Origin of the sequence: uncultured Shewanella sp., assembly GCF_947497935.1 — a bacterium.
GTDB lineage: Bacteria > Pseudomonadota > Gammaproteobacteria > Enterobacterales > Shewanellaceae > Shewanella.
Map to the genome: position 1 here is coordinate 168,599 of NZ_CANMIO010000001.1, position 22,351 is coordinate 190,949.

Annotated in this window: 21 protein-coding genes; 11 read left to right on the forward strand and 10 right to left on the reverse strand. The window is 44.3% G+C overall.

Going from position 1 to position 22,351, the window contains the following annotated elements; genetic code table 11:
- The first annotated feature begins 200 nt into the window (after positions 1–200).
- On the forward strand, positions 201–761 hold the full coding sequence (locus tag Q1A86_RS00665) for a phosphoribosyltransferase (protein ID WP_012154082.1): 561 nt from the start codon (positions 201–203) through the stop codon (positions 759–761).
- 349 nt (positions 762–1,110) lie between these two features.
- Here Q1A86_RS00665 and Q1A86_RS00670 read toward each other — a convergent pair whose 3' ends face one another.
- From Q1A86_RS00670 to Q1A86_RS00690, 5 genes are all read right to left on the reverse strand, one after another.
- Positions 1,111–1,323 carry a hypothetical protein gene (locus Q1A86_RS00670; RefSeq protein WP_299801755.1) on the reverse strand — a complete coding sequence of 71 codons (213 nt, stop codon included), beginning with the start codon at positions 1,321–1,323 and terminating at the stop codon, positions 1,111–1,113.
- A gap of 465 nt (positions 1,324–1,788) precedes the next feature.
- Entirely contained in the window at positions 1,789–4,473 is a 2,685-nt protein-coding gene (gene pepN, locus Q1A86_RS00675; RefSeq protein WP_299801756.1) for an aminopeptidase N, read from the reverse strand.
- Between the two features lie 212 nt (positions 4,474–4,685).
- On the reverse strand, positions 4,686–5,279 hold the full coding sequence (gene lpoB, locus Q1A86_RS00680; protein ID WP_190272095.1) for a penicillin-binding protein activator LpoB: 594 nt from the start codon (positions 5,277–5,279) through the stop codon (positions 4,686–4,688).
- A 23-nt stretch (positions 5,280–5,302) separates the two neighbouring features.
- Entirely contained in the window at positions 5,303–6,670 is a 1,368-nt protein-coding gene (locus Q1A86_RS00685; protein ID WP_299801761.1) for a hypothetical protein, read from the reverse strand.
- 287 nt (positions 6,671–6,957) lie between these two features.
- A complete protein-coding gene (locus Q1A86_RS00690; protein ID WP_299801763.1) occupies positions 6,958–7,170 on the reverse strand; it encodes a SlyX family protein in 213 nt (70 codons plus the stop codon).
- Positions 7,171–7,640: 470 nt separating this feature from the next.
- Between Q1A86_RS00690 and fkpA the strand changes: the two genes are divergently transcribed.
- Together fkpA and Q1A86_RS00700 are read left to right on the forward strand one after the other, a co-directional pair.
- Positions 7,641–8,414: an FKBP-type peptidyl-prolyl cis-trans isomerase gene (gene fkpA / locus Q1A86_RS00695; RefSeq protein WP_299801765.1), complete on the forward strand. Its 774-nt coding sequence runs from the start codon at positions 7,641–7,643 to the stop codon at positions 8,412–8,414.
- 307 nt (positions 8,415–8,721) lie between these two features.
- A complete protein-coding gene (locus Q1A86_RS00700; RefSeq protein WP_299801767.1) occupies positions 8,722–9,093 on the forward strand; it encodes a YacL family protein in 372 nt (123 codons plus the stop codon).
- A 108-nt stretch (positions 9,094–9,201) separates the two neighbouring features.
- On the opposite strand, the gene Q1A86_RS00705 is transcribed toward Q1A86_RS00700, so the two are convergent.
- Together Q1A86_RS00705 and narQ are read right to left on the reverse strand one after the other, a co-directional pair.
- Positions 9,202–9,831, reverse strand: coding sequence for a response regulator (locus Q1A86_RS00705; protein WP_299801769.1), 630 nt, complete (start codon positions 9,829–9,831; stop codon positions 9,202–9,204).
- A gap of 91 nt (positions 9,832–9,922) precedes the next feature.
- Positions 9,923–11,635, reverse strand: a complete 1,713-nt coding sequence (gene narQ / locus Q1A86_RS00710) for a nitrate/nitrite two-component system sensor histidine kinase NarQ (RefSeq protein ID WP_299801771.1) — start codon at positions 11,633–11,635, stop codon at positions 9,923–9,925.
- Positions 11,636–11,879: 244 nt separating this feature from the next.
- On the opposite strand from narQ, the gene nrfA reads away from it, so the two are divergent.
- A complete protein-coding gene (nrfA, locus tag Q1A86_RS00715; RefSeq protein WP_299801773.1) occupies positions 11,880–13,283 on the forward strand; it encodes an ammonia-forming nitrite reductase cytochrome c552 subunit in 1,404 nt (467 codons plus the stop codon).
- 164 nt (positions 13,284–13,447) lie between these two features.
- Here nrfA and Q1A86_RS00720 read toward each other — a convergent pair whose 3' ends face one another.
- A complete protein-coding gene (locus tag Q1A86_RS00720; RefSeq protein WP_299801774.1) occupies positions 13,448–13,990 on the reverse strand; it encodes an isochorismatase family protein in 543 nt (180 codons plus the stop codon).
- A gap of 256 nt (positions 13,991–14,246) precedes the next feature.
- Between Q1A86_RS00720 and Q1A86_RS00725 the strand changes: the two genes are divergently transcribed.
- The 5 genes from Q1A86_RS00725 (at position 14,247) to aroG (ending at position 19,185) form a co-directional block, all read left to right on the forward strand.
- Positions 14,247–14,585, forward strand: a complete 339-nt coding sequence (locus tag Q1A86_RS00725) for a P-II family nitrogen regulator (protein ID WP_299801775.1) — start codon at positions 14,247–14,249, stop codon at positions 14,583–14,585.
- A gap of 12 nt (positions 14,586–14,597) precedes the next feature.
- On the forward strand, positions 14,598–15,848 hold the full coding sequence (locus Q1A86_RS00730; protein ID WP_299801776.1) for an ammonium transporter: 1,251 nt from the start codon (positions 14,598–14,600) through the stop codon (positions 15,846–15,848).
- 246 nt (positions 15,849–16,094) lie between these two features.
- On the forward strand, positions 16,095–16,451 hold the full coding sequence (locus Q1A86_RS00735; RefSeq protein ID WP_299801777.1) for a hypothetical protein: 357 nt from the start codon (positions 16,095–16,097) through the stop codon (positions 16,449–16,451).
- Positions 16,452–16,560: 109 nt separating this feature from the next.
- The gene (locus Q1A86_RS00740; RefSeq protein WP_299801778.1) at positions 16,561–17,736 is read left to right on the forward strand and encodes a hypothetical protein; all 1,176 of its coding nucleotides are present in this window, start codon (positions 16,561–16,563) and stop codon (positions 17,734–17,736) included.
- A gap of 393 nt (positions 17,737–18,129) precedes the next feature.
- A complete protein-coding gene (gene aroG / locus Q1A86_RS00745; protein ID WP_299801779.1) occupies positions 18,130–19,185 on the forward strand; it encodes a 3-deoxy-7-phosphoheptulonate synthase AroG in 1,056 nt (351 codons plus the stop codon).
- Positions 19,186–19,261: 76 nt separating this feature from the next.
- Here the strand turns inward: aroG and Q1A86_RS00750 are convergent, their stop codons facing one another.
- On the reverse strand, positions 19,262–19,438 hold the full coding sequence (locus tag Q1A86_RS00750) for a hypothetical protein (protein WP_299801780.1): 177 nt from the start codon (positions 19,436–19,438) through the stop codon (positions 19,262–19,264).
- 342 nt (positions 19,439–19,780) lie between these two features.
- Between Q1A86_RS00750 and Q1A86_RS00755 the strand changes: the two genes are divergently transcribed.
- Positions 19,781–21,553, forward strand: a complete 1,773-nt coding sequence (locus tag Q1A86_RS00755; RefSeq protein ID WP_299801781.1) for an ABC transporter ATP-binding protein/permease — start codon at positions 19,781–19,783, stop codon at positions 21,551–21,553.
- A gap of 129 nt (positions 21,554–21,682) precedes the next feature.
- Positions 21,683–21,946 (forward strand): hypothetical protein, encoded by a 264-nt coding sequence (locus Q1A86_RS00760; RefSeq protein WP_299801782.1) that lies wholly within the window; start codon positions 21,683–21,685, stop codon positions 21,944–21,946.
- Between the two features lie 118 nt (positions 21,947–22,064).
- Here the strand turns inward: Q1A86_RS00760 and Q1A86_RS00765 are convergent, their stop codons facing one another.
- Positions 22,065–22,262 carry a hypothetical protein gene (locus Q1A86_RS00765; protein WP_299801783.1) on the reverse strand — a complete coding sequence of 66 codons (198 nt, stop codon included), beginning with the start codon at positions 22,260–22,262 and terminating at the stop codon, positions 22,065–22,067.
- Between the last annotated feature and the right edge of the window lie 89 nt (positions 22,263–22,351).

A 22,351-nucleotide genomic window follows, 5' to 3' on the forward strand; every position in this document is an offset into this window, starting at 1 on the left:
TATTTCCGATCTTGGGATAGACGTCATCACCTACTTTTTATCGTAATTGGCTTAACTGTTTTGGACTATTGTTTATTTTTATCACTCCTCGTCAGAGTGGTATTTTAGCAAGATCGATTTCAAGTTCAGTTAACTTCAATTAAAGCTGAGATTACGATTAGACTTAATTCAGATATTAATAACAAGATGGGGACGGTCAGATGTCAGAGAAACGCTTTATTACCGCACAGGAATTGCTAGAGGATTCATTTCGTTTAGCGGCGCAAGTTTATGAAAGTGGCTTCCGTCCACAGTTTATCGTGGGTATTTGGCGTGGCGGCGCTCCAATTGGCATCGCTGTTCAAGAGTTCTTTGACTTTAAGAAAGTTGAAACCGACCACATTGCAGTACGTACTTCGTCTTACTACGGCATCAATAAGCAGAGTAAGCAGATCAAGGTTCATGGCCTACATTACATCGTAGAAAATGCTAACGCTGGTGATGGTCTACTGATTGTCGATGACGTGTTTGATTCAGGTCGCAGTATCCATGCTCTGATGGAAAACTTAAGCGATCTAATGCGCCTGAATATGCCAAAGGATGTGCGTATTGCCTGCCCATATTACAAGCCACAAAATACGGCTGTCCCATTAAAGCCAGACTATTTCATTCATGAATCTGATGAGTGGTTAGTGTTCCCACACGAAGTCTCTGGTTTGTCTGCAGAAGAGCTTGCCGAAGGTAAAGGCGACTTGAAGAACATTAAAGACCTGTTCGTTTAAGGTTTATAGCGCTTGAATTAGCAGTAAAAAGCCACCGAGAGGTGGCTTTTTTGTTTGAAAAGAAGGGCCTAGGACCTAGGATCTAGGGCGCTTCGCTGCGAGGGCGGGCTTTGCCCTGCTAGGAACAGCGAAAGCCAAAAAACAAGGTCCGAGGAAAAGCAGGTCTAGGAAGAGCAAAGATGGTAACAGCGACCGCTCTGCGGCCTAGGGAACATGACTGCGTCACTTACGGAACGCTGCGCTTACGCAAAAGCTCGGAAAAGCAGGGAGCAGAGAAGTGGGCATTACGATGCTTTGCTTTTTCTAAGGCCTAGAACCTAGAACCTTATTCTCCTGCTTTTCTTAGCTCCTAAAGCTTATCGATCTCATCTTTGAGCTGATAAGACTTGTCTGTCACTATCTGCTCCAGCGTGCCAACTCGCTCTCTTAACTTTTCTAGTTCGTTGTTAATACTCACTAATTCATCGAGCTCGACTCGACCTTTATGTTTGTTGTATTCCTTAAAAGCGGCGATTACAAACACGCCTATGATAGCCAATGCGGCAACCGTGAAGGGTCCCATATGTCGCTCCTTGATGAGTAAACAGCTACTAAATTATAGCGGCAAAAGCAGACAAGCAGGTTCTAGGGAAAGAAGGTTCTAGGGAGAGCAAAGTTTTAGGACCTAGGACCTAAGCTCTTCACTTGTTGTTTTTCATAGGCTCTAGAGCACTGGTAAACTCGCTGCGAGGGCGCTTCGCGGCTAAAGCGGACTTGGTCCAGCTAGAAGGTCATGGGATTACATTCAGCTTTTATGTTTTTGGCTTTGTAATCCGGTGTAGGTTGGGCTTTAGCCCATCAAGCTTTACCTATTTACAATGGATGTTCCTGCTTTTTTGTAAAAGCGACGGCATAAATGCCGACCTACATTAAAACAAGGTCCTAGGAAAAGCAGTGGCGAGGTTAAAGCAAACAAGTGGACATCACGATGCTTTTGCTTTTGTTTTTCCTAGGACCTAGTACCTTCTCTTAAACCTTCGAACCCGTACTAATGCTTCATTTTCGACTTTATTAATAAACACTTCTGCTCGTGTTGCACAGCCTCTTTAAGGGCGCGTAGGCTGGCATCTGACAGTATGGTTTCTGGTAATGTCTCTGCTAATGATGCCCTAGTCTGGGCTGCTTCACTCGAATCAATCAGACGTTGTAATCGACTGGTATTAGCATAGCTGCACTCTGTTGGGATCAATGTCTTGTTATAGCTGCGCATAAAGACGGGATCATGTGTTTTTCCTATCTGTGCTAGCGTATCGAGTCGCTGTTCAGCCGTTGCGGCGCTCAGTAACTTCTGCTCGCTTGGATACAGGTTTTCCATCACGGTGCGCATCTTGGCAAAAGGTAGATTTGTGGGTTGCTGAATTCGATTTAACCACTGGCGTTTCTTAGCGGCTTGGGGGCGAACGACCTGTGCGGCTAATGCCGATTTTTGTCCGCTATCAGAGTTATCTGCCGCGCGCTCTTTATTGAGCCAGTAGCGACCATTGCGGTGATCAAAGCGGTTAAGGTGAATTACCATCTGCCAGCGTAGATCTTGGTCCAGCTCAATCCCTTTAATGCTAGCCGTTTGTTTGAGTAGGGCATCCATATGATCTAAGGCATCGCTGCTGCGGCCAAACTCAATATAAATCGCCAACCAGCGACGCTGAATATCACGGTTACCTTTGTTGACCATCACCTTTCTAAGGCTCATCTGTTCAATTGCTCTTATCGCTTGTTTGGCATAGCGTTGATTACTCGGATCCATTTTGTCTAAGTAAATCCGAGCGCTCGATAGACTGGTTAAAACCTGATCTAAGATGGTGAGATCTCGCTCTCCGGGTAAATTGATGAGCACTGTGCCTATGTAATCATTTAACGATAAATTGCCATTTTCAACGCCGTCCCACAGGCTTTGCCACAACATGGAACGCAGTAGCGGATCTTCAACCGAGGATAGATTAGCTCGGGCAGTCTTAAAAGAGGTCGAGTCTAAACTGACTTTAACAAAGCCCCAGTCTTGATAGTTAGGATAGACGAGTGCGGGGCAGTGAAGGCCGATAACTTGCTTAACTTCTGTCTTTTCGCCGCTATAGATAACGGGAACGCTGATATTATGGTGCAAACGGTTTCGACCTTGGGTAAATAGGCCTAAGAGTACTTTTTGCTCTCTAAGAGTTGGCAAGGCACTACTTGGAGCGGTTTGCTTGAGATTAAAGCTGCTGATCCTGCCATTGCTGCAACTAAATTCGGCCTGCAGGGTGTTGACACCGGCATGGTATAGCCAGTCTTGGCTCCATTGGCCTAAGTCCCGTTTCGCGGCCTGCTCTAGGCTGGTAATAAAGTCTTTTAGCTCAGCGTTTTGATAACTGTACTGAGTCAGGTAGTTGTGCACCCCTTGTTGAAATGTTTTCTCGCCAATAAGGTGGTTCAGCTGTTTCAGTGTTGATGCGCCCTTGGAGTAGGTGATGGCGTCGATATTATCAAAGGCGTTTTGACTGCTGGTGACGGGGACCTCGATAGGGTGAGTACTGGCTAAACTATCCTGTTGATAAGCAGCTTGTTTGTTCTTGGCGTAAAAACTGCGCCAAGCATGGCCAAACTCTTCTATCTGGCTGGTGGCCATAGTTCCCATAAATGAAGCGAAGCTCTCGTTTAGCCATAGGCCGTTCCACCACTTCATGGTAATGAGATTGCCAAACCATTGGTGCGCCATCTCATGCATGATGACACTGGCTAGACGTTGCTTCTCAGTAGTCGTCATCTTGCTATTTGATAAAAAACGACTCTCGCTAAAGGTGACTGCAGCGGCGTTCTCCATCGCACCATAGAGAAAGTCAGGCACTAAGACTTGATCGTACTTGTTAAATGGATAAGGGATCCCAAAGTAGCTGTCGAAGAAGGTTAAACCCTGTTGAGTGTAGTTAAACCAGTCTTGCTCATTGACCTGCTTTGCAACGGACTGCCTCGCAAATAAACGTAATGGATACTTACCTGAGCTATCTTGCCACTCATAGTAAGGGCCAGCGTGCATCGAGAAATTATAGGGGCTGAGCTTAGGTGACTGAGGAAATATCCAACGGCGCTGCTCGCCTTGAGCGCTAACCGAGGTCTCCCTCATGGCGCTGATCACTGTCCACTCTTTTGGTGCCGTTACCGATAGTGTGTAAGTCGCCTTAAGATCGGGCTGATCGAACACGGCAAACATCTGCTGCGCAGCCGCGGGCTCAAAATGAGAGTACAGGTAGACCTTGTCATCGACGGGATCGACAAAGCGATGTAGCCCCTCACCATTGTTGCTGTAGTCACGAGTAAATGCGACTTCAATCGTATTACTGCCACTGTTGAGTAAACGAGGGTTAAGCGTAATGTAGCTATTGTTGTAGTTTGGGTAGAGTTTTTTGCCGTTGATGATGAAGCTGTTTATGGTCGCTTGGTTGAGGTCTAAAGTGAGTGGATATTCGGTATCACTGAGCTCAAAGCTGACCTTATTTATGGCATTAAAGCGTTGCTGCTCGGTTAAGGTAAAGTCGAGATCATAATGCAGATTTGAAATTCGCTCCGAACGTGCAGCGGCCACTTGCTGGCTAATATAGGGAGTGGCATCACGCTCTATATTAACTGGGTTACCGCTAGCATTTGAGGTAATCAAAGAGCAAAACAGAGCGGCGGTAAAGCCTATAAACGGCAACTTCAAAACAGCATCCTTAATATTAAACTTAATGGACTTTAGCCCTTATTATTTTCTAAACTTTTGTCTGCCTTTTAAATAGCCTTGGCTCACGAGCAGAAAGGCCATAAGTTACCTTATTTCCAGTTGCTGAAGAAGCATTAAAATGCTCAATTTTAGCCAATAAAAAAGCCAGCATCTCGCTGGCTTTTTTATTGGAGGGTAAATCCGTTACATAATTATAGGCCTAAGAATGACTTAGACTTAACCTTGCGGATCTCTTTCTCGTCAGACCATTCGATTAGGCCTGTTTCTAGGTCCATTAAACGCATGGTCATCTTGTAGTAAACGTCTTTAGTGCTGCCATCTTGCTTAACGATGCTAGATAGGTTGCCGTATAGCATGAACTGGGCACCAATTTGACGACCGAAGTTTATCGCAGTTGATGGATCAACCATGCCAGAGTTGTTTTGGTAGTCTAACTGCTTACGCACTGAGTCCACTTTTGTCATATCGATAAAGCGGAATTTACCCGAACGTAGTAGCTTGTTGCTGATTGAGTCGGTAACCGATTCAGTATCGATATGCTCAGAGGTTTTGTTCTTGATCTTATCGACGAAGATGATTGGGCGATCGTTGGCAGTCATCGCCACCACTGGTGGGAAGGTCAGCATGCTGTCGACCATCTTAGCGGCAATCGCTTGAAGATCGGTTGAGCCGAAGTTCTCGTTAACGGTTTCCACTTCTGTGGCATCACCGTATTCAACTTTTGATTGGCAGGCAGATAAACCGATAACTGCTGCAAGAATAAAAATGACTTTAAATTGTTTCATAGTAAGTTCCATACAAGTGATAGCTAAATGATTATTGAATAAAAACGGGTGTAATTACCAGTGTCAATTACCCAGACTAAGGTTGTACGTCCACTTTTGACTTCAATGGGGTCGGCTGGATTGTTGTCTAGCATGAGTGAATAACGACCTGGTTTTATATAGGTGCGGGCGAGTTGTGCCTGCTCAGGCAAGGTTAACCAGCTGCGTCTATCGGCTTGTTCGCTGACGACGTTAAAAATCTGCATGGCGATAGAGGCGTAATCGATGTCATTGTTGCGTTTCTTGGTTTCACTCTCGACGCTTCGAGCCATCTCAGATTTTGCATAGATCCGTGCGGCTTGCCTAACGAGCGCTGCGGGAAGCTCCTCTTTGAGAGCGGTAATGGCTAAGGCATCGATATTGGCTAAGGGGGCAGTTTTTAGCACTGTACCTAAGCCTTGAATTTGCCCCTGCCTGACGGGCTGCCTATTAGGGTAGTAGGTGGCTAACGACGCCGTCTGCCAATTACCGTGAATGGTAAAAGGCACGGTGAAACTCTGTTTCTCCGGTACGAAGCCACGCTCAAGCATCACGATGATCTGGCCATCCCCTTTGTTCGGCAATACTGCATCCCCCCAACGTCGCTTAAATTCATCGTACTGCGGCATAGAGAGTTGCTTGGCGAGTCTGACTAGATCTTTCTGCAGGTAGGGGTTATTAGGGGTGATCTGCGCCGCCTTTCGATAGTCGATGAAGGCATCGTTAGGCTCTCCTAGTATCTCATGCAGCATGCCTGTTGTGTAATAGCTATAGGCGTTCAAAAAGGAGCTGGTGGTTGTGCCTGCAGCCTTACTGAGCTTATTCATCTCGGCGTCTATGGTGCCGTTTGCCATGGCTTGTACCGACTTGTTGGACTTTTGGTAGCGGGCCTGCTCTTGGCTTTGTAGCTCATTGCTGCGGCGCACTTCGACTAGTGCACCCTGGGGATCGCCAGCAAACAGGTAGTTTAGCGCCTGATATTGGTGCAGCATGATGCGCTCATAACCTGGGCCGCGATAGGGAATAACATTATCGTTGACGAAAAGGCTACTGGCAGTCGCTCCCGCGTCGCTTAGGCTGAGCTTGGCCTTGTCATCGAATGCGAGGTAGGCAGATACGGCTTGCTGGTAATATTGTTTACTGGCATCGAAGTTACCGGCTATCTGTGCGCTTCGTCCGGCTTCTTGGGCATAGAGTAAACCATCGGCCCCATCAATTTTTGACTCAACAATCTGTGCGGCATTTTGTGGGGTGGGTGAATTTAGCTGAGCTTTAACGGGAGCTATTTGAGAAGGGTAATTAATAAAAATACTGTTAAACGCGCAGCCACTAAGGCTTAGCATCATAGTCGCTAGCAGTAGTAAGCTTCTCATTTTAGGATCTCATTGATTTGCATTAGTAGCATTGTCTTCCTTAAAGCTGACTTTGTCTGGCTAATGAACTCTGAACAACATTGGAGCTGTTGGGCGACTCTATTCAATTATAAATGATTAAAGTAATCATAATAAAAACATACAATATTTCAGTACGATATCAAGGCTTTTATAGCGTACCTAAGCTGAACATAAGATGAATATCGTAATCCGATGCTTAAAAAGTACAGGCTATGTTGTACTCTTTTTACTCGGTTAAATCTACTCATCTTAAGTGGCTTGAACCATTAATAATGGGGAGGAGGTGTTTCTTCTGACTGGCTTGCCATATTGCTAGGTTCAACGGCTTGTAACTTGCTAAGAAGGAGTCGTAGTTGCTCCTGCTGTGACGCAAGCAAGTTATTGAGTTTAATTACCTGTGTATTGAGCTCTTCAATGGTGCCGTCTTGAAAGGCAATTTTCATTTCTAGCTCTTCGACTCGATTTTCTAAATTATCCAAATTAACCTCTGATGGATAGGGGATTTCACTTTCTCTGCGACTGATTTTAAGAGGCATCAGAGATGTTATGGTTATGCAGAGTATACAACGCCTGCCTATCTATAGGGAAACTTGCTTTCTAAAACAATGCAGGCAATAAAGCTTAATACTGATTGGTATGAATCAGGAACCTGAATGAAAGCTGACAATTGCGCTTACTGAGTGATGTTGAGAATGAACTCGCTCCGATTTTTGCTGTCTTTAAGGTGACGATTAAGATAATCACTGCTAAGTTAACAGCGAGAAAGCGCTATATTTGGCGAGACAAGTTTAGAGAATCGCTCCATATCCAATTGAAGAAGATTGGTTATTACTAGACGAATCGCTTTTAACCAATCTGATTGGAATAACCAATTTAACTAGTATAAAGTGGTTCGCCTAAATAAAAATAAAGGTTAGTTTAACCACGTGTAAATGCTGAGGAAGCTTTAATGAAATCGATTTATAAATATTCACTAGTGGCTTTGGCCGTAGTCGGTCTAACGGCGTGTAACCAAGAGCAAGCTGTTGCTGTCGATGCCCCTGTAGAATTAAAAACTGAAGCACAAAAAGAAGCTTACAGCGTGGGTGCATCAATCGGTACTTACATGGCTGGCCATATTAAAGAGCAAGAAGAGCTAGGTCTTAAAGTGGACAGAAGCTTGATCGTGACAGGTTTCAGCGAAGGTCTAAACAGCGAGCTAAAACTGACACAAGAAGAGATGCAAACGATTTTGCAAAGCCTTGATGAGAAGCTAAACGAGAAGCGCCAAGCACAGGCTGCAGCTTTAGCTGAAAAGAGCCTAGCTGAAAGCAAGGCTTTCCTAGAAACTAACAAGGCGAAAGAAGGCGTTGTAACAACAGATTCAGGCCTACAGTATGAAGTGATTACCGAAGGTACAGGTGAAAAGCCTGTGGCTGCAGACACTGTTAAAGTTCATTACGTTGGTACACTAACTGATGGTACTGAGTTTGATAGCTCAGTTGCACGTGGCGAGCCTGCAACTTTCCCATTAAACCGTGTTATTCCAGGTTGGACTGAAGGTGTTCAGTTGATGTCTGTTGGTTCTAAGTACAAGTTTGTTATTCCTGCTGACTTGGCTTACGGCGACCGTGACACTGGCACTATCCCAGCAAATTCGACACTAGTATTTGAAGTCGAGCTGTTGGATATTCAAAAGGCAGATGCTCCTGTTGCTGAAGCCGATGCGGCTCACGCACACTAATTGATGTTCATGACTCATGCTCGATCTTTCGATTGAGTGATGATAGCGACGAAAATTGATAGCATTAAAAAAGGACGCATTTAGCGTCCTTTTTGTTGGCTTTTATCCATCAACTTGTCTTCTGACTAACAATTTCTGTTTGTACTGTTTTTCTCGGTCTTTCTTATGGCTAAAAATTCCTATCTTCAGCTCTGTTTTTAACCTTAGCGAATACTTGTGTCATTTTATCTTGCGTGAATCGGCGCAAGCATAGAGTTATTGGGTTAAAATGACTTTTAGAAGAGATATTTAATTTTTGAGTCCAATTATGGAATACGAGTTTTTACGTAACACGATTACCGACACTGTATTTGCCCGCTTCAGTATGGATCATGAGGCATTAGGCTTTTGGTTGTCAGAAGAGCTTGCCGACAATAGCGACCTTTATGTCGAGATCTGTCAGCAAATTGCGCGATTACAAAATGGCCAAGGTAATGAGTGGCGTTTGGTGGGCAAAGCGTTATCGCTTGAATTGGATAGTGAGCAAGCCAGAGTCTTTGCCAATGACATCGAAGATAATGATGATCAAGAATTGGATGAATCCATGTCATTTTATGATGGTGAGTCGGAAGCCTTTTGTGGATTAGAAGACTTTTATGAAGTGATAGTGAGTTGGCGTCGTTTCTTAGACGAAAATTGATTGCCGATCCTCAGATTTATTTGTAGACAAATAAATACCAAAAAGCAGCCGAGTGGCTGCTTTTTTGATCTGACTGGCTATCTTTTTAGAGCCGGTTTGCTATCAGTCTTACTGATTTAGATAGCGTACCGCCATTTCAGTGCGTGACTTTGCATTCGCTTTACGCAGCAAGTTTTTTACATGCACTTTTACCGTGCCTTCACTAATGTGTAGTTGTTCAGCAACGATACGATTACTCTGACCTTCGGCAAGATGCTGCAGAATTTCGAGCTCTCTTGGGGTGAGGTTTTCAAGCCACTCTTGCTCGTTAACCGAGCTATTGAGCTCTGACAAATACTCTTGCACGGTATCGCTGATCACTCTGTGGCCTAACATGGCATTTTTGAGCATCTCAAGCAGTAGATCTGGCTCAGTATCTTTAAGCAGGTAGCCATCGGCACCGGCTCGAACTAAGCGGATCACGTCTTGTTTAGCATCCGATACCGTTAAAATCACGATACGAGAAGTGACACCTTCTTGCCTGAGCGCATTAAGGGTATCTAGACCTGTCATTCCCTTCATGTTGAGATCGAGCAATACGATATCAGGTTCGTCATCACTCACTGCTGATAGCGCATCTAAACCACTGCCTGCTTCTCCAAATAAGGTGAAATCAGAGTCAGAGGTAACAAGCTGACAGATCCCACGACGTAGCAGTGGGTGATCATCAATAACTAGAACTGAGTAGGGCTTTCCCATTTTAAGGCCTCCTGCTGAGGTATATTCGTCAAAGTAATAACGCTAAAATCCATTAATCGCCCTCAAAAATCAGCAGCATAGAAGTTGAATTCTATTCGCTTGGCTCCTGTTGAGGGGGGAAGGTAAGGGTCACAGTAGCCCCTCCTTTTTTATTCTGGCTAAATTCTACCACACCCGAGAGGCGGCTGGCGCGTTCATGCATAATTCCTAGACCAAAATGTTGGTCCCTCTCTTTTAACTCCTCAATGCCAACACCGTCATCACTGATACTGAACACCACTTTTTCCTTCGATACCTTCTGGCAGCTAATATGGATATGTTTGGCATTGGCATGTTTTATGGCGTTTAAGGTCGCTTCACGAGTGAGCTGTAAAATATGAATATGTTGATGCGGGCCCAATAACTGCGCAGGTAATTTGTAGTCCAAGCTGATAACTGCATCAGATTGACTGCGTAGCTGCTCTATCATGGCCTCTATTGCATGGCCTAGGTTCGGGTCTTTGATGGTGAGCCTGAAAGTGGATAGTAGCTCTCTGAGCTGAACATAGGCGGTATTCACTCCTTCATTAATTTCTTGTAGCTGCTGCGCTGCGGTTTCACTCTTAGAGGTCTTATCTAGCTCTTTAGAGAGTAGATTGACTTGGATTTTTAGGAAAGATAGCAATTGTCCCAAAGAGTCATGTAACTCTCTGGCAATTACGCCACGTTCCTCCATAAGGGCGAGTTGCTGACGCTGCTCACCTGCGTTATAAATCACCATAGAGCGGGCGAGCATGATGGCAAAGTTATTAAACAGTGGGAAAGAGAAGGCCTTGGAGGAGAGCACTTCTAAGTACCCTAGGTTGTTCTCTTCAAATTGTAATGGGAACTGATGGGTGCTTTCGCTATTGTGCGGCCAATCACCGTCGTTGTCAGTGGTGATGATGTCGACGACCTCACCATCTTGAACCATGACGAGGCGTAAGTGGGCCTCACTCTCGTGGGTCTGAAGTTGGTTGAGCGCTTGGCTCAAGCTATTAGAGTCTAGCTTGCTGGAATGCAACATCACTAGGCTATCGTAGAGTAAGGTCAATTCGTTGTTAGCGCGGGTCAGAGCGATGGTTTTTTCCTGTACCTGTTCCTCTAGTCCTTGATAAACACCTGCCAGCTTTTTCACTGTCGAGTCTAATGCACTGCTTAATGCACTTAATTCTAGGTACTCTGTTTTAGGCATCTCTACATTAAAGTTACCTTGTGAAATTGTATCTGCAGCCTGCATCAATTGTTGCAATGGTTTAACAACCTTGCGTTTTGCGAGTCTTACGGTAAAGAAGGCAATTAACAGCATTAACGCTAATCCTGTTATTTGACTCACGGCTAAAAACCTTAACTTTAGGGCGGCATATTGCTCAGTTTCGAGCACGAAAAGATCGATTGTATCGACAAAGTCTTTTAGCGCGGCGGCATATAATCGAGAGTTTTCAGTCTCTATGTAGTAGCGCATCACCTGCCACTTGTCGATAACGCTCAAATATTTCTCTTTTAAATCCAGTGGTGTATACCAGCCCATTGATTGCTTAAGTGCCTGAGAATGTAGGGTGTTCTCGAATTCTTGAATTTTTTCGCTGGCACCTTCACTGCCTGAGTTTGTATAAAACATGAGGCGGTAACTTTGCATGCGCAGTGAACCTGAAGCGTTAATGGCTCTGGCATCTCCTAGGCTATAAGACAAGTTGATGATGGCGAAAATAGCTAGGGCACTCGACAATAAAATGAGTGTGAGCATGAAGCCCCAAATCGCCGAAGTGAGTCTGCCTTTTTTCATTTGAAAATCTCTTTATTGGAGTACATAAGCCGATAATTTATAGTCGTTTAACATTAGTGGATACTTGATTACATTAACAAATACGCAAAAGTGTGACCAACAACACGTTCACAAGTTGATCTACCGCAAGGTTTACATCGGATACCTCATAGGGGGTATGTCTTTGTTAAGCGCAAGTGATTAGATTCAACCTTGTAATAGGTGGGACTATACAAAAGAATATAAAAAGTAACATGGAGATGAGATGGTGAAAACATTAACTAAAAAGTCTTTTGCACTCAGTGCAATCGTAGCTGCAAGTTTAATGGCTGGTAGCGCAATCGCAAGTGATAAAACAGAGCCTCGTAACGAAGTTTATAAGGATAAGTTCTCTAAGCAATATAACAGCTGGCATGAAACTTCTGAAAGTGTAGAGATTATTGATGCGCTTGAGCAAGATCCAAATCTAGTTATTCTTTGGGCGGGTTATGGTTTTGCTAAAGACTATAACAAGGCGCGTGGCCATATTTATGCGGTAACGGATCTGCGTAATACGCTACGTACTGGTGCACCAAAAACGGCTGAAGACGGCCCAATGCCAATGGCATGTTGGTCTTGTAAGAGTCCAGACGTACCACGCCTGATTGAAGAGCAAGGTGAAGACGGTTACTTCAAGGGTAAGTGGGCTAAAGGCGGACCTGAAGTTGTTAACTCTATTGGTTGTTCAGACTGTCACGAAAAAGGTAAGTCTAAACTACGCCTATCTCGTCCATTTGCAGAGCGTGGTATGGAAGCAATTGGCACACCATTCGATAAAGCTTCTCGTAAAGACAAGCAGTCAATGGTTTGTGGTCAGTGTCACGTAGAATACTACTTCGAAAAGACAGCTGATAAGAAAGGCTTCGTTAAGTTCCCATGGGACAAGGGCACAACTGTTGAAGATATGGAAGCATACTATGATGCTATCGACTTCGCAGATTGGACTCACGCCGTTTCTAAGACGCCAATGCTAAAAGCACAGCACCCAGGTTATGAAACTTGGCAGCTAGGTATGCACGGTAAGAACGATGTAAGTTGTACTGACTGTCACATGCCTAAAGTTAAGAATGCCGAAGGCCGTAAGTTCACCGATCATAAAGTGGGTAACCCATTCGATCGTTTCGAAGAAACTTGTGGTACTTGTCATGAGCAAAGCAAAGAGTTCATGGTTAACCTTGATAAAGAGCGTAAAGCTAAGGTTAAGCAGATCCAACTTCAAGCTGAAGATCAGCTAGTTAAGGCTCACTTCGAAGCAGGCGCTGCTTGGGAAGCGGGTGCGACTGAAGCTGAAATGGCACCAATCTTATTGGATATCCGTCATGGCCAATGGCGCTGGGATTATGCAATCGCTTCTCACGGTGTTGCATCTCACGCTCCAGATGAAGCCTTACGTGTACTAGGTACTGCGTTAAATAAAGCTGCTGATGCTCGTGTTAAACTAGCTCAACTTCTTGCTAAGAAAGGTGTTAAGCAGCCTATCGCGCTTCCAGATATCTCTACTAAGGCTAAAGCACAAGCGGCTCTAGGTATGGATATGAAGAAGATGAACGCTGATAAAGCTGAGTTCAAGAAGACTATTTTACCTAAGTGGGATGCTGAAGCTGAAAAGCGTGAAGCCACTTACAAGTAAGTCTTACACTGCATAGTGTTTAAATATTAAAAGCCCTCATTTGAGGGCTTTTTATTATTGGCTTTAACCTAGTTTAAATAACCCGATATTCAGGTTTAATAGCCTTAGCTTTAATAACAAATCTCTAAAGAGCAGAGCGACTCTTGTTTATCGGATCAGTCTGTTTATTTGATTAACTTTAGCAGGCCTTTAAACCGCTGCCCCATCGCTTGATGCTGTAGCTCAAACAGCAGTGACTCCACATTGGTCTGTACTGCGCCGCTTGCCAGCATCATTTCAATACCGCTGGTTTTATTGGCCTCTTCCCGCGAGGAGACGGCATCGACCACAAGGTGTACATAATAGCCGTTATCTAATAGATCTCTACAGGTCTGGTAGACGCAGATGTGGGTTTCAATCCCGGCAAGGATAATATGTTTCTGAGTTAGGTCTGTGAGTCTTGTTTGAAACTCATTAGCCTGCCATCCACTGAAGTGCTCCTTGGCGATGGGCGATGTGGTCTTATTTAGTTCAAGGGCTAATTCTTCACTGGTTACGCCGAGTTTATCGGGGATCTGTTCCAGCCAAAGGATTGGGATTTCAAATAATTGCCCGCCCTTAATCAGCTGCGCTAGCTTTTGATGCAGTTGCTCACTCTGGTGCATTATCCGCGCTAACTGCCCCTGAACATCTACCACAACCAATACGCACTCTTCTGGTTTTAGCATCTTTGCCTTCTTTAAATTTATAAGAGGGAGAGTGTGCCAGTAAAGCGGATCTCTCTGAGCCAGCCAATTAGAAATAAGTCTAAGTTGGCACTGCGTGATCTTTGTGCACACACTGAATAGTTGCACCTTGTTGGTGCATTTATATGCGGTATTTTGTTTTGCGGTTTCCCTATCTATCTGAATTTATTGGTTTAGATGTTTTGGCCTAATGCTTGAATTGTGTTTACACAAATCGAAAAAGGAATTGGAGAGAGTCATGAAATTGGTTAGTGCGATCATTAAGCCATTTAAATTAGACGATGTGCGTGAGGCGGTGGCGGGTGTCGGTATTGAAGGCATGACGGTCACTGAGGTGAAGGGTTTTGGGCGTCAAAAGGGTCACACCGAGCTATATCGCGGCGCCGAGTATCAAGTGGATTTCTTACCTAAGGTAAAGCTTGAGATTGCGATTAAGGCTGACAGGTTAGAGATGTTACTCGAGGCTATTACTGGTGCGGCTCGGACCGGAAAGATAGGTGACGGTAAGATTTTTGTGACAGATCTAGAGCAAGCAATCCGGATCAGAACTGGCGAACATGATAACGAAGCACTTTAAGGGGATAAGCGAATGGATGATTTAACCAAATTGGGATTGACGGTAACTGAGTTACGCTTTGCCCTAGATACGTTTTACTTTTTGATTTCAGGTGCATTAGTGATGTGGATGGCGGCGGGGTTTGCCATGCTTGAGGCGGGTTTAGTGCGCTCGAAGAATACCACTGAGATCTTAACTAAAAATGTTTGTTTGTATTCGATTGCTTGTGTTATGTACCTGATTGTTGGCTATAACATCATGTATGTTGATAATGGCGAGGGGGGATGGTTACCCTCATTTGGTTCCTTGATTGGTACTCAGTCAGCAGGTGCCGACCATGCACTAGAATCAGATTTCTTCTTTCAGGTGGTATTTGTTGCTACAGCTATGTCTATCGTATCGGGTGCCGTGGCTGAGCGTATGAAGCTGTGGGCTTTCTTAATTTTTTCAGTCTTTATGACGGCGGTGATCTATCCGGTTGAAGGCTACTGGACATGGGGCGGTGGTTTCTTGTCGACCGCCGGTTTTGTCGACTTCGCTGGTAGTGGTATCGTGCATATGGCTGGCGCGGCTGCAGCGATTTCAGGGGTGTTACTGCTAGGTGCACGTAAAGGTAAATACGGTGCTAACGGCCAAATCAACCCTATTCCTGGTTCTAATTTGCCCATGGCAACCTTAGGTATGTTTATTTTATGGATGGGCTGGTTTGGTTTTAACGGTGGCTCTCAACTGCTGTTGTCTGACGCAGAAAATGCCAGTGCGGTAGCTAAGATTTTTGTTAATACCAATTCGGCTGCGGCTTTTGGTGCTATTTCAGCATTAATTGTATGTCGACTCATTTGGGGCAAGGCTGATTTGACCATGATTTTAAATGGCGCATTGGCAGGCTTAGTGGCAATTACCGCCGATCCCTTGTCTCCGTCACTGGCTATGGCGGGTGTCATTGGTATTGCTGCAGGCGGTTTAGTGGTGTTCTCGATTGTGGCCTTCGATAGAATTAAGATTGATGATCCTGTTGGGGCAATCTCAGTTCATGGTGTTGCGGGTTTATTAGGCTTAATCTTGGTGCCTGTATCGAATAGTGAGGCTTCGTTTTTAACTCAGTTATATGGCGCAGCTGTGATTTTCGCTTGGGTGTTCTTTGCTTCGGGAGCGGTATGGATGGCACTTAAGCTGACCATGGGGATCCGTGTTACCGAGGAAGAAGAGTATAACGGCATGGATGCATCTGATTGTGGTATCGACGCATATCCTGAGTTTGTCTCGGTTAAGAGTGGCAGCTAGTCAGTCAGCTTTAAAAGATATCAACCACGAAGCGCTCACTTCGTTTGCGACACTGTAGTGAGCAACTAATTTGGACATGAAGAAAAGAAAAACTCGATATTGCTTTTCTTCGTGTCCTTTGTGGTTCATTGTTATATTTCGAAGTTATCGCATGTTTATCGGAATTTTTGACTCTATCTTTTCGTGTTTAATACACAAGAAATTTAAGCTAAAGTAGATGCAATATTGCTCATTAATGGTTCATCTATGAAAGCGTTCAATTTTCTGAGTTGTCTACTGCTCGCAGGACTAATAACACTTGCAACGCTAACAACAAGTGTGAATGCTGGGCAAGTAGTTGTGCGTAAGTCCAGTGAACCCTTCGATGCCTTTGCGGTGCGAAATGAGGTGCAAAGGCAACATGCATGGCGTGAGGCGTTACGTTTTCAGCAGCAACTTCAAATCTTACAGGCTTTGCCCTTAGGTTGTGTGCCTGTGGTCATGCCTTATCATCACTTCTCCTGCCAAGGCTTATATTACCGCCCCTTTCCCTACCAGAATAAAGAGCTATTCATTCAAATCGATCCCCCAAATGTCGCGGCTCCTTCGTCTCAGGTCGATTAAGCTTAGCTAGGGAACGCCTCACTGGGTTTACGTTTTGTAACGCATTTACACTCTAGTTGTATTTTCATGGCATATGCTTAATGCAGAGAATCTTTGCGTAGAGTATGTGATGAAACGGTCTATTCTTCTATTAATTCTGCTACTCATTCTATGTATGCTGCTAGTGAGCGGCTGCGCAACTCAGAGCGTCCAAACGTCTGACAACTTATCTGTTTATTTTTATGATGAGTACTTCAGCCCTCCTCAAGCTCTGCCTGATGCCGACACGCTCTTTGACCTGCCTGAGGACGCGTTAAACTCTCTTCGAAGGGAGGTGAATCGCTCTAAGGGCTACCAACATCAGTCTAAGATTATGCTACATGAGTGGTTAGCCAATTATATCAATGCGGCTGATGGGGGCTTTAGCTATGCCGATAACGTCACTCGTAGCGCGAGAGATACCTTTGATGATAGAGAGGGGAATTGTTTGTCGTTAGTGGTATTAACGGCGGCTTTGGCAAAGGAGTTAGGTGTTAAGGTGGAGTTTCAAGAGATTGATATTCCACCCGTATGGGATAGGCAGGGGGGCTTCTATCTTGTGAATGGTCATATCAACCTTAAACTTCTTCCTCAAGATAAAGGCAATGTCTTTAATATTTCTACGCAATCGATTCAAATTGATTTTTTGCCCGAGCGGGCCATGCAGGGCTATCAAAAAAGCAGAGTGAGCAAAGCGACCGTAGTCTCTATGTTCTATAACAATATTGCGGCTGAAGCGCTAGTAGAAGGGAATTATGATCGCGCCTATGGGTTGTTAAAGCTTGCTCTGGAGCAAGATGAATTGTTCTTACCTGCGCTAAATACCTTAGCCGTTCTCTATCGTTATAAAGGATTAGATCAGCAAGCAGAGGCTTTGTATAAATACGTATTGAGTGTTGAGCCTGAAGAAATGAATGCCCTTAATAACTACGCCATCATGTTATCGGCACAAGAGAGGTTAGGTGAGTGGGCCGATGTCCATAAGGTGATGGAACTGGCGCGCATTCGAAATCCTTATTACTACTATGGTATGGCACAGCAAGCTTACTTCGATAAAGAATACCAAGATGCACTCACCTGGTATAAAAGAGCGATTGCTAAAGCCGACTATCGACATGAATTCTATTTTGGCCTATCGCGTACTTATTGGGTTACCGGGGATGAAAGGCGTGCTGAGCAGAGTTTAAAGAAAGCGCTCAAGCTAACGACCGACGAGCATAATAAACGCCGCTATCAAGCTAAGTTACATGCCATGAGAAGCCATTAGCGTGATTACCTCATAAATATTAGACGGCAGTATTGCCCTCATCTTTAGGTCAGCAATACCATAATATATCTGCTTTTATCGGCCTGGTATTTTACTTGGTTTTGCGGCCGAGATGACATAGCTCGGGATCCTGTTTATGTCCCACAGCTCTACTTAAGCTGAAAAATACAAGCTGTCGATAATTATCGGCAGTTTTTTTTGGTTATTAAGGTCATTTTGTTATCACTGCTATAGATTTTCTTATCAGTTATTTTCTTTTTAAACAATAAATTAAAAATAATCATATGAAATAATAATAACTTGATTGCAATCTGGGTTTTTACTGGATAAATTGAATGCAGTATCACAATTGAGAGATCTGTATTCATAGGCTAGACGGAGCTAAGTATTACCATGTATTACCAAAATGATGATGTTCGAATTAATAAGATTAAAGAGTTGTTGCCTCCAATTGCTATCTTAGAGCGATTTCCTGCAACTGAGAACGCATCGGCTACCGTGTTTAATGCCCGTGAAAATATTCATAACATTTTAGCCAAGAAAGATGACAGGCTATTAGTGGTGATTGGTCCATGCTCTATTCATGATCCTGTGGCGGCACTCGAGTATGGTAAGCGTTTAGTTGAACTGCGTGAGCGATATAAAGATCAGCTTGAAATTGTTATGCGGGTCTATTTTGAGAAGCCTAGAACAACTGTGGGTTGGAAGGGATTAATCAACGACCCATACATGGATAACAGTTTTAAACTAAACGATGGTTTGCGCACTGCCAGAAAGCTGTTGTTAGATCTAAACAATCTGGGCTTACCAACTGCGGGAGAGTTCTTAGATATGATCACGCCCCAGTACGTGGCTGATCTTATGTGCTGGGGAGCCATTGGTGCACGCACAACTGAGTCTCAGGTGCATCGGGAATTGGCCTCGGGTCTGTCGAGTCCTGTCGGCTTTAAAAATGGTACCGACGGCACTATCAAGGTGGCTATCGATGCGATTGGCGCCGCAAGCGCGCCTCATCATTTCTTGTCTGTGACCAAGTTCGGCCATTCGGCGATTGTCGAGACCAAGGGTAATCCAGATTGTCATATCATCTTGCGTGGTGGTAAAGAGCCAAATTACAGCGCCGAGCATGTCGCCGATATCAATCTGCAGCTAGAGAAAGCTGGTCTGGCTAAAAACATCATGATCGACTTTAGCCATGCCAATAGCAGCAAGCAGTTCGAACGTCAGATGCTTGTTGCGGAAGATGTTGGCACTCAGATGGCAAACGGCGACAGGTCTATCTTTGGTGTAATGGTTGAAAGTAACTTGATTGAAGGGCGACAGGATCATATCGAAGGTCAATCACTTTGTTATGGTCAAAGTGTGACGGATGCTTGTATCGGCTGGAAAGATTCTGAGAAGCTATTGGATATGCTCAACGAGAGTGTCGTTAAGCGCAGAAATTGCTAGCTTTAAATACATAGCTATAAATACAAAAAAAGGAGGCATTAGCCTCCTTTTTTACAAATCATTGAGTCGGATAAGGTTATTTTATCTCTTGCTCAATTAAGTATTCGTTGGCTTTCGCTAAGCTGCCAAAAGAAGCAATTAGATTACTCTGTCCCTTTTCTTGGATCTCAGGGTTTCCTGATTGAGTCATCATCCATATCCATGTTTGGATGAGTGGTAAGGGGGGATATTTTGGCTTGGATGAGTCCAGCATGTTTGCATCCTTTTTTAGTTAACGTTAAAAGAGCATTTTTTTAGCCCTTCTTGCCTGTTTACCTTTAATATTTTGCGGAAGAGTATCAAATTCTTTTCTTTGGGTTAACAGAATTTGCGCTACTTAACACAAAATTACCGAGAAAGGTGCAAACTACTCCTTATGGAGAGTCTAAAATGCACTCTGTCGGGCTAAAGTCGTACGATACCACAGCTTGTTACCTATGGTCGTTAACTTTTTATAAACATTACTCTGATGTGATTTGTGCCGAATAAAGCTAACTTACTATCACTTAATTAAAAACCTTCTTAGTTTGCACTTTTAAAGAATTTGGAATTTTAAATGCGCCCCTCTTTATATTTCGATGGTCCAATTGGTAAATTAAATTGGCATGTATTGCGCATGCTATGGCCTTACCTGATCGAGTTTAAACAAAGAGTCGGCTGGGCCTTGTTATGTCTGGTTATTGCAAAAGTAGCCAGTGTAGGCCTGCCGTTTGTTCTTAAGGCGTTGGTTGACGGTCTCTCTAACTCTTCTGCCGAGGAGCTTATCTCGGTTCCGATCTCTTTAGTGATCGCCTATGGCTGCATTCGCTTACTGAACACCATTATTTCAGAGGTGAGAGACACGCTATTTGGGCGAGTGACAGAGCGAGCTATTCGCCGCCTAGGGATGGCGGTGTTCGAACATCTGCATCGTTTGGATATGGGGTTTCACTTAGAGCGCAGAACGGGGGGATTATCGCGAGATATCGAGCGTGGTACCAGTGGCATGAGTTTCTTGATGCGCTTCATGGTGTTTAACATTGTGCCGACGATTCTTGAAATCATTCTAGTCGTGGGGATCTTATTTTATAACTATGGCTATGCTTTTGCCGGCGTGACGCTGCTCTCGGTGATTGCTTATGGGGCTTATTCGGTTGTTGCTACCGAATGGCGTACAGGCTATGTACGTGATGCTGCTAAAGCCGACTCGGTCTCTAATACCCGAGCGATCGATAGCTTACTTAACTATGAAACGGTTAAATATTTCAATAACGAGCAGTATGAAGCTCAGCAGTATGATGTGGCTTTGGCGCAATGGGAGGAGGCTAAGCGTAAGAATCGACTCTCCCTGTTTGCATTAAATGCGGGGCAGGCTTGTATCATCTCGGTGGCGATGACATTGATGTTAGGTATGGCGGCGTATGATGTGGTGCAAGGCGAGATGACCATAGGTGATTTTGTATTGATCAACGCCTTTATGATGCAATTATTCATTCCACTTAATTTTTTAGGTTTCGTTTATCGAGAGATCCGCGGCGCCTTTGCTAATATCGAGCGGATGTTTGATCTATTGGATAAAGTCCCTTCGATCCAAGATTCGGCTGACGCTAATAATCAGGTATTGACCCAAGGTCGTGTGACATTTCAGCAAGTGGGATTTAGCTACGACTCTAGAAAGATTTTAGATGATGTCAGCTTTACCATAGAAGCAGGCCAAAAAGTGGCAATCGTTGGTGATAGTGGCGCGGGAAAGTCGACTCTGGTTAAGCTATTATTTCGTTTTTATGATGTGGACCATGGGCAGATCTGTATCGATGGTCATGATATCCGCTCCTTGACGCAGAACTGTTTGCGCAAGGCCATAGCGATAGTGCCACAAGATACTGTGCTGTTTAATGATACCTTGGTTGAGAATATTCGCTATGGTCGCCCTGACGCTACTCGAGAAGAGATAGGTGCAGCGATTAAGATGGCACACCTTAGCCACTTTATTGAGAGCCTTCCTGAAGGCGGGGAAACGAAAGTTGGAGAGCGGGGCCTAAAGTTATCCGGTGGAGAGAAACAGCGAGTCGCGATAGCGAGAGCAATCTTAAAGAAGTCACCTATTTTGGTTTTCGATGAGGCGACCTCATCTTTAGACAGCCATTCTGAACAGGCAATTTTAACCGCCTTAAAGGAGGTGGCAAAAGGGCATACAAGCTTAGTGATTGCTCATCGACTCTCCACCGTTGTCGATGCTGACCGTATCATAGTTTTGAGTAAGGGCAGAGTGGTCGAAACGGGTAACCATAACGAGTTACTCGCAGCGAAGGGCTTCTATGCTAATCTTTGGCGAGTACAACAGGAGTAAGTTTGGTTAAAACCTGCTTATTATTAAAGTATTATTAAGCAAAGCAGGTTTAGGGTTCAGCATAGGTTCAGTTTCATGTGTCTATAATCGTTCTTAACTTAACGGGACGCTAATGCTGAGAAGGTCACAATGAAAAATATACCTATACTCGTACACATTGAAGGGCAAGACAGCCAAGTAAACACCGACTGGCTTGCGATAATGGCGACACTGAAAAAACGTGGGCTAGAAAATGATGAGCTTGAAGTGGTGTACTTTGAATTATGTGCCGGTATGAGGGTGACTACCCGAGGGTTAGGCTTAGCCAAAGCCAGCCCCATCGATCCATTACAAGGCCTGTTACATGAGCCAAAGTTTTCGGCTAGAGATTATGCAGGCATGCTAAGTGCTTAATTAATTTAGTGTTTTATCACTCAAGTCTATCGCTCAAGGCTCTCGCTCAAGGCTCTCGTTCAAGGCTATCGCTCAAGGCTATGCCGATTAAGCTTTAGCTACTTGGGCCTTTAATCACTCAAGTAATTGGTTTACCCATTTTCCAACCGTCGCAGATCAGCTTAGGTTGAGGAGAAGGTTCTTTTGTTGGTTTCAATCCAATGATTTTACCTTCTCTAAAGCAGATAAATTCACCTTCAATGTTGGTCATTCGCTGACAAGTGCTACAACTTGCCGATAGCGGCTTATTGTTTGAAGACGTATTTGAATTGCTCACCGTATATCCCTCACTGCTACTTACTTGCGTCAAATTAATCTTGTGTAGAAGTTCGGTTATCCCCTTTCCCGAAGCCCGTATTTAATCAT

What these genes read in the sequence shown, in the direction of transcription:
- Q1A86_RS00665 (WP_012154082.1), top strand. Translation starts at nt 201, where the DNA reads ATGTCAGAGAAACGCTTTATTACCGCACAGGAATTGCTAGAGGATTCA.
- Q1A86_RS00670 (WP_299801755.1), bottom strand. Translation starts at nt 1,323, where the DNA reads ATGGGACCCTTCACGGTTGCCGCATTGGCTATCATAGGCGTGTTTGTA.
- lpoB (WP_190272095.1), bottom strand. Translation starts at nt 5,279, where the DNA reads ATGAAACAATTTAAAGTCATTTTTATTCTTGCAGCAGTTATCGGTTTA.
- Q1A86_RS00685 (WP_299801761.1), bottom strand. Translation starts at nt 6,670, where the DNA reads ATGAGAAGCTTACTACTGCTAGCGACTATGATGCTAAGCCTTAGTGGC.
- fkpA (WP_299801765.1), top strand. Translation starts at nt 7,641, where the DNA reads ATGAAATCGATTTATAAATATTCACTAGTGGCTTTGGCCGTAGTCGGT.
- Q1A86_RS00700 (WP_299801767.1), top strand. Translation starts at nt 8,722, where the DNA reads ATGGAATACGAGTTTTTACGTAACACGATTACCGACACTGTATTTGCC.
- Q1A86_RS00705 (WP_299801769.1), bottom strand. Translation starts at nt 9,831, where the DNA reads ATGGGAAAGCCCTACTCAGTTCTAGTTATTGATGATCACCCACTGCTA.
- narQ (WP_299801771.1), bottom strand. Translation starts at nt 11,635, where the DNA reads ATGAAAAAAGGCAGACTCACTTCGGCGATTTGGGGCTTCATGCTCACA.
- nrfA (WP_299801773.1), top strand. Translation starts at nt 11,880, where the DNA reads ATGGTGAAAACATTAACTAAAAAGTCTTTTGCACTCAGTGCAATCGTA.
- Q1A86_RS00720 (WP_299801774.1), bottom strand. Translation starts at nt 13,990, where the DNA reads ATGCTAAAACCAGAAGAGTGCGTATTGGTTGTGGTAGATGTTCAGGGG.
- Q1A86_RS00725 (WP_299801775.1), top strand. Translation starts at nt 14,247, where the DNA reads ATGAAATTGGTTAGTGCGATCATTAAGCCATTTAAATTAGACGATGTG.
- Q1A86_RS00730 (WP_299801776.1), top strand. Translation starts at nt 14,598, where the DNA reads ATGGATGATTTAACCAAATTGGGATTGACGGTAACTGAGTTACGCTTT.
- Q1A86_RS00735 (WP_299801777.1), top strand. Translation starts at nt 16,095, where the DNA reads ATGAAAGCGTTCAATTTTCTGAGTTGTCTACTGCTCGCAGGACTAATA.
- Q1A86_RS00740 (WP_299801778.1), top strand. Translation starts at nt 16,561, where the DNA reads ATGAAACGGTCTATTCTTCTATTAATTCTGCTACTCATTCTATGTATG.
- aroG (WP_299801779.1), top strand. Translation starts at nt 18,130, where the DNA reads ATGTATTACCAAAATGATGATGTTCGAATTAATAAGATTAAAGAGTTG.
- Q1A86_RS00750 (WP_299801780.1), bottom strand. Translation starts at nt 19,438, where the DNA reads ATGCTGGACTCATCCAAGCCAAAATATCCCCCCTTACCACTCATCCAA.
- Q1A86_RS00755 (WP_299801781.1), top strand. Translation starts at nt 19,781, where the DNA reads ATGCGCCCCTCTTTATATTTCGATGGTCCAATTGGTAAATTAAATTGG.
- Q1A86_RS00760 (WP_299801782.1), top strand. Translation starts at nt 21,683, where the DNA reads ATGAAAAATATACCTATACTCGTACACATTGAAGGGCAAGACAGCCAA.